Genomic DNA, 6,590 nt, shown 5'->3' on the forward strand with positions numbered 1-6,590 from the left:
TCCCGACGCGGCCGACAGCGACGATGCGCAGACACTGCAAGCGCGCCGCCGTCGCGCGGAAGCCGACGAGATCCGCGCGGTACTCGACGCATGCGGCGGCGACCGCGACCGCGCATGCGCGATGCTCGGCATCAGCAAGACGACACTGTGGCGGAAGTTGTCGGCGAAGTAGGGGCGGCTGCCGTGCAGTGAACGGGCCGACCGTCAGTCGGCCTTGTGATAGTGGCGGTACGCCTTCGCACGATTGCCGCACGACGACATCGAACACCAGCGGCGGCTGCCGTTCTTGCTGTCGTCGATGAACAGCCATTGGCACGCGTCGTTCGCGCAACGCTTGACCTTCGCGAGCCGCGCACCGCCGAGCAGGTCGATCGCCGACCACAGTACCGGGCTCAGCAGCCCGGCCAGCGTCGCACGCCCCTCCCCGATCCGCCACGCATAGCCGCCATCGATGCGCGCCAGCGCGACGCGCGGCGTCGCTTCCGCCAGGAAGCCGCCGAGCAATGCGAGATCGTCGGCCTGCGGCTCGCGCTGCTCGGCCTGCGCATGAAAGAGCCGATACAGCGCCTCGCGCAATGCGAGCGCGCGCGCCAGCATCGCCGGCTCCCCCGCCTCTTCACCAAGCGCGCGGCACGCTTTCGCCAGACCGGCCGGCACGCCAGCCTGGTCGCGACACCATGACAGCAGGTCGTCCATCGTGCCGAAGGTTTCCGTCGGCGGATCGCTGCCGCGCCAGTACAGCGTGTTCGCGAAATCGATGCTCAGGGTTTCGGGTGGCGTCGGGATCAGGCAGTCCATCGTGACGGAAGGTTGCGTATCGCTCATGCCCGGATCGTATCTAACCACCATGCCGGTTGACAAGCCCGCGGACGCTTTCTAACATAACCAGCATGGTGGTTAAAACAACGTTGCTGCACTGAAATTCCCCCTCAGTCAAAGGAGACAGCAGATGATCGATCACCTTTCGTTCGGCGTTGCACACGTCGGCCGCAGTCGCGCGTTCTACGACAGCACGCTCGGCGCACTCGGCTACAAACGGCTGTATAGCGACGACGAATCCATCGGGTACGGCGCAACCGAGCCGCAGCTGTGGTTGCAATATGCGGCTCGTCCCGTCGCCCCCCGATCCCGACTCGGGGATGCACCTGTCGTTCAGGGCTGCTTCGCCCGTCGAAGTCGACGCGTTCTACCGTGCCGCACTCGAGCACGGCGGCCAGGACAACGGCGGGCCGGGCAAGCGCGAACACTACGGCCCCGGCTACTACGCAGCGTTCGTCGTCGATCCCGACGGGTATCGACTGGAAGCGCATTGCGAACTCGACAACGTCGTCTGATCCAGCTCGCGTACCAAGGCCAAGGGCCCGATTCCGCGCCATGCGGAATCGGGCCCTTGTCTTCGAATCATCGGTATCCGGCGCCCGACGACCGCCGGCGGCGGTCGTTCGACGGGATCGCCGGGTGCGCGGTTATCGCGCGTCGCGCGTGTGCTGCAGTTGCTCGCCGAGTCCTTCGACACCGAGGCGCACCATCTGGCCGGCCTTCAGGAATACCGGCGACGGCTTGATGCCCATGCCGACGCCCGGCGGCGTGCCGGTCGTGATCACGTCGCCCGGCTGCAGCGTCATGCAGCTCGACAGATAGGCGATCAGCTGTGCGACGGTGAACACCATCGTGCGCGTGTTGCCGTTCTGAAAACGCTGGCCGTCGATTTCGAGCCACAGGTCGAGACGCTGCGGATCGGGCACCTCGTCGCGCGTGACCAGCCACGGACCGATCGGGCCGAACGTGTCGAAGCCCTTGCCCTTGTCCCACTGGCCGCCGCGCTCGATCTGCCATTCGCGCTCGGACACGTCGTTGACGACGCAGTAGCCCGCGACGTAATCGAGCGCGCGCGCTTCGTCGACGTCCTTGCAGGTTGCACCGATCACGACGCCCAGCTCGACTTCCCAGTCGGTCTTGACCGAGCCCTTCGGGATGTCGATGCCGTCGTTCGGGCCGCAGATCGAGCTCGTCCATTTGCCGAACACGACCGGCTCCTTCGGCACCGGCATGCCGGCTTCGGCCGCGTGATCGGCATAGTTCAGGCCGATGCCGATGAATTTGCCGACGTGCCCGACGCACGCGCCGATGCGCGGCTCGCCCGACACGAGCGGCAGCGTGGCCGGATCGATCGCGCGCAGCCGCGCGAGACCCGCGTCGGACAGCACATCGCCGGACAGGTCCGGCACGTGCGCGGACAGGTCGCGAATCCGGCCGTCCGCGTCGAGAATACCGGGCTTTTCCTGGCCGGACGGGCCATAGCGAAGCAGTTTCATCGTGGTCAACCTCTGTTGTCGAATGGGACAGGATACCGGCCGACTCGGCCTTCAGTGGCCGCGCGCCGGACTGATTGTCGATCGTCGATTGCGCGCGTCGGCGCCGCATCCGGCATGCCGTCGACGCGCGAGGGTCGCGCGGGCGCAGCGATCGTGGCGCCGGACGGAAGTACGGCGCGCATCGAACGGGCGGCCGCCGGTCTGCGCATCGGCGACGACGGCCCGGCACCCGCGACATGGTCCGGCCCGTACCGGCCGGCTTCACGCGCGGCCACACCGTCGTTGGCCCGCCAGCCTTTGTACCATCGGCCGCGCGCCGTGAAATGACGCGCGACGGATACCGACTATTGGTGCGCCTGCGGACGCTGCGGCGCAGCATCGCGGGCAACGCCGTCGCCCGATTTCCTTTCGGACACCTTGAACCGGTGCCACCTGTCATGAATACCGGGTATTCGGGGCTTCCCTGTCATCCCGAAACGGAATCGATCCGTTCTTGTCCGGTAACGATCGGTAAAAAGACGCTGCATTGCACACTAAATGTTTGTTGTTAAGCTCAAACGGATGGCGTTCGTCGCCACATGCGGGCTCGACACATGCGTGTTGCAGAATCGGCCAGCGTGCGTCGCCAATCGATCGAAAGTAATCCCCCCAACTTCACACCGACAATGCAAACAACCAACGACCTGCTTCCCGGCTGCGACGCACGGGAATCGATGGGCGCAATCGACCGCTATCGCGCACCCGCGCTCGACAAGGGTCTCGACATTCTCGAACTCCTGTCGGAGCAGAAAGAAGGCCTCACCCGTACCGAAATCACGAAGGAACTCGGCCGTAACGCGAGCGAGATCTACCGGATGCTCGAACGCCTCGTCGCGCGCCGCTACGTGATGCGCTCGACCGGCGGCGACCGCTACACGCTCAGCCTCAAGCTGTTCTCGCTCGCGCACCGGCATCCACCGATGAGCCGGCTGATCGCCGAGGCCTTGCCGCCGATGCAGCGTTTCGCCGACTCCTCCGAACAATCGTGCCACCTGTCCGTCTACGATCGCGGCAACCTGCTCGTGATCGCGCAGGTCGACGGGCCCGGCCCGTGGGGCGTATCGGTCCGGCTCGGCTCGCGCGTCGGGCTCGCCGATACGGCGTCGGGACGCGTGATGCTGTCGTTCCAGGGCGCCGAGCAGCGCGCGCACATGCTCGCCGAGCACCGCAAGGTCAAGGGCGAAGGGCCGCTGAACGAGCAGGAACTCGCGTATGCGTGCCAGTCCATCCGGCAGGACGGTTACCTGCGCCAGGACAGCCGCCAGGCATACGGCGTGACCGACCTGACCGCGCCGATCCTCGGGCCGTCCGGCCATGCGATCGCGGTGCTGACCTGCCCGTACATGCGCAGGATCGATGCGCACACGGCGCCGTCCGTCGACAAGGTTGTCGAAGGATTGCGCGACACGGCCGCCAATCTGTCGATGTGCCGCGACGAGACCTGCTGACGCGCAGGCTCGGCGGAGCGCACCGGGGGCGGCGCAATCGCGTCGCGCCCGGTCGCGCACCACCCCACTGCGGAGCGCGGCACACGGTGCCATATCGTGCGCACACGGCGCTACGCTAAAATAGCGGCCCTCTCAAAAACTACGGCGGCCGGTTGTCGCGGCCGTCGTGTCCGATGGATGTCATGGCCAAACTTCTGAACGATCAAGAATTCCAGCGTTTCTCCGAACTTCAGCAGAAGCAGGCAAGCTTCACGATCACGCCTGAAGAGGCGGACGAGCTGCGCGATATCGTCGCGCGCGCGCAGAAGAAGCGCGACGATCGTACCGCTGCAATGCAGGCGATCGAGAGCTACATCGAGCAGTTCGACATCACGCCCGACGAACTCTTCTCGCCCGAACAGATCGGCGACGCAGCCCGCACCTACGGGCTCATCACGGCGACCAAGAAGGAACGCACGCTGCCGCCGTCGATCACGTTCAACGGCAAGCCGTACCAGTGGACCAAGACGCTTCCGGACGACGTGCGCGGCGCGCTGTTCGAAGCGTTCACGTCCGGCGAATCGGTCAAGCGCTTCATCGCGATGCCGAAGGACACCGCGCGCTGTGCACTGACGATCGCCCGTCTCGAGCGCGAAACCGGCGCGGTCTATGCCGATCCGCACCTCGAGGAACTCGCGATTTCGCGCGACCAGGTGAACGACGCGGCGTTGAAACTCGCCGCCTGAACGTAGCCACGGGCACGGTTCATGCGTGCCCGCACCCTGCGTGACGCCGGCCCAGGCCGGCGCTGCGCTTGCGGGAGCCGTGCGTCCGGGTGCTCCCGAAAAGTCTCACCTTGGCGTCCCGCAAGCGCTCACCTGCGCCTCCCGAAAAAGCTCACCCAGGCTCCTGGAGACCCTCACCGACACGCCCCGGAAAGGCTCACCCACGCCTCCCGGAGACGCTCACCGGCCGTTCCCGCAGAGTCTCACCGGCCACTCCCGGGAAGGCTCACCGAGCGCTCCCGTATCGGCTCACCACCACCTTCCCGGAGAAGCTCACCCGCGGCTCCCGAAAAATCTCACCTTTTGGGCAAGTTCGAATTTTCGAGGGTGGAATGCGGCGGTAAATGCGCGCGGATACCTTGCTGAAAACGGCGACGCGGAACGGAAATCGCGGCAAGCGGTACGCGTCGCGCGGTGCCTGACCGGTACCATTTGTGCGTCGATATTTCCATTGCGAACAGGCGCCAACACGTTCGCGGTGGCTTCGCTTGCGAGACAGGTTCGGACGCTCTGCATCCCTGAATGGGAACATCCGCAACGCGCAGGCAGGCCGGAGACATCCACCGCATGCGACGCATCCGCGCGTTGGGCCGCCGACACACGCTACGGCTGCAGCTTCATCCTGAAGCCGACGACGCCCGGCTCCTCTGTCGTCGACACGGCAAACCCGCACGCCTTCGCCAGCGAGATCATCGCCGAGTTCTCGCGCAGCGCCTCGCCGATCATCCATGCGGTTCCGCGCGAGCGCGCGTAGTCGATGATCCGCGTCATCATCAGCCGGCCGAGCCCCTTGCCCTTCTGATCGGGTCGTACCGCGATCGCGAACTCCGCCGTCTCGTTGTCGGGATCGGCCACCGCGCGCGCCACCGCGAGCGTGTGGTCGCGCCCCGACACATCGGTGAACGACACGATGAACGCCATCTCACGGTCGTAGTCGATCTGCGTCATGCGCGCGACCTGCGAGTGATCGAAGCTGCGCACCGCGCCGAAGAAACGCATCCGCAGATCGTCCGGTGTCATCGCGCCGAGCAGCTCGTTGTGCGCGGCCTCGTCTTCCGGACGGATCGGGCGGATCGTCACCGTCTCGCCGCGCCACTCGAGCGTCTGCTCGAGGTGGCGCGGATACGGCATGATCGCGAGCCGGCTGCGCCCCGCTGCGAGCGTGATGCGCGGTGCGATCACGTGCGCGCGGTCGGGCAGCACGCGCAGCGTGACCGACATCGCCACGACTTCGCGCACGTCGCAGACGACCTGCGACAGCGCCGTCAACGCGTCGAGCGTCGGTTCGATGGGCGTGCTGCGCGCATACGGCGAGCGCTCCATCACCGCGCGGGCGAGCACGGTGTTCAGCGGCGGCAGGCCATAGACGACGAACGGCGCCGATACACCGTCCGCGGGCGGCACGGCATAGCGAAACACCGGGCCGAAGTTCGAATCGTCGTACATGTCGACGGTGACATCGACGACTTTCCTCCCGGCCGGCTCGACGACCGGCTCGCCCTGCAGGCCGAAACGGGACAGCCAGTGCAGCGCGGCTTCGCCGGTCAGCTCATGCTGGCCGGTTTCGACCATCCGGCGCGCGTCGGCCTGCGCGGACGCAACGCACTCGGCCGGCTGCGGCGGCGTACCCTCGGGCGTCTGCATAAGCAGTTGCCGCCCGAGGTTGTAGTCGACGAGACGCGCATACGCACGCGCGAGCCGCTGCGGCGTGGTGTGCACGGGAATGCCGTTCGCGTGCAGCGCATCGCGCGTCGCCGCGTCGACCGCGCCGAAGAAACACGCGAGGATGCCGCGATGCGCGTACTGCCGTGATTCGATCAGCGTGTGCGCAACCGCGTCGGCCGGCGCGCTGTGGGAAGTCGAATGGACGACGAACAGCGTGCCCGTTTGCGGAAACGGCGCGAGCGCCTTGACCGCCGCGGCAAAATGCTCGGGACGCGCATCGTCGCCCAGCGTCAGCGGATTGCCGGGCGAGGCGAGATGCGGCAGCGCGGCCGACACCGCCGACGTGGCCGCGGGCGACC

General features: G+C 66.8%; 6 protein-coding genes and 1 pseudogene. 4 read left to right on the plus strand and 3 right to left on the minus strand.

Features of this window, described 5'->3' with window-relative positions:
- The coding region (locus G3N99_RS31790; protein ID WP_277396472.1) for a helix-turn-helix domain-containing protein at positions 1-172 on the plus strand (172 nt) is incomplete at its 5' end.
- 32 nt (positions 173-204) lie between these two features.
- Here G3N99_RS31790 and G3N99_RS31795 read toward each other — a convergent pair.
- Positions 205-849 carry an ABATE domain-containing protein gene (locus G3N99_RS31795; protein WP_174940693.1) on the minus strand — a complete coding sequence of 215 codons (645 nt, stop codon included), beginning with the start codon at positions 847-849 and terminating at the stop codon, positions 205-207.
- A 100-nt stretch (positions 850-949) separates the two neighbouring features.
- On the opposite strand from G3N99_RS31795, the pseudogene G3N99_RS31800 reads away from it, so the two are divergent.
- Positions 950-1,334 (plus strand): annotated as a pseudogene (locus tag G3N99_RS31800) (VOC family protein).
- 132 nt (positions 1,335-1,466) lie between these two features.
- On the opposite strand, the gene G3N99_RS31805 reads toward G3N99_RS31800, so the two are convergent.
- The gene (locus G3N99_RS31805) at positions 1,467-2,315 is read right to left on the minus strand and encodes an ureidoglycolate lyase (protein ID WP_174945767.1); all 849 of its coding nucleotides are present in this window, start codon (positions 2,313-2,315) and stop codon (positions 1,467-1,469) included.
- A 665-nt stretch (positions 2,316-2,980) separates the two neighbouring features.
- Here G3N99_RS31805 and G3N99_RS31810 point away from each other — a divergent pair.
- Positions 2,981-3,802: an IclR family transcriptional regulator gene (locus G3N99_RS31810; RefSeq protein ID WP_174940687.1), complete on the plus strand. Its 822-nt coding sequence runs from the start codon at positions 2,981-2,983 to the stop codon at positions 3,800-3,802.
- A 173-nt stretch (positions 3,803-3,975) separates the two neighbouring features.
- Positions 3,976-4,527 (plus strand): hypothetical protein, encoded by a 552-nt coding sequence (locus G3N99_RS31815; protein ID WP_174940685.1) that lies wholly within the window; start codon positions 3,976-3,978, stop codon positions 4,525-4,527.
- A gap of 642 nt (positions 4,528-5,169) precedes the next feature.
- On the opposite strand, the gene G3N99_RS31820 is transcribed toward G3N99_RS31815, so the two are convergent.
- Positions 5,170-6,590 (minus strand): GNAT family N-acetyltransferase (locus tag G3N99_RS31820; protein WP_206124362.1); only part of this gene is annotated, 1,421 nt, incomplete at its 5' end.

Source organism: Burkholderia sp. Ac-20392, from assembly GCF_017104585.1.
GTDB lineage: Bacteria > Pseudomonadota > Gammaproteobacteria > Burkholderiales > Burkholderiaceae > Burkholderia > Burkholderia lata.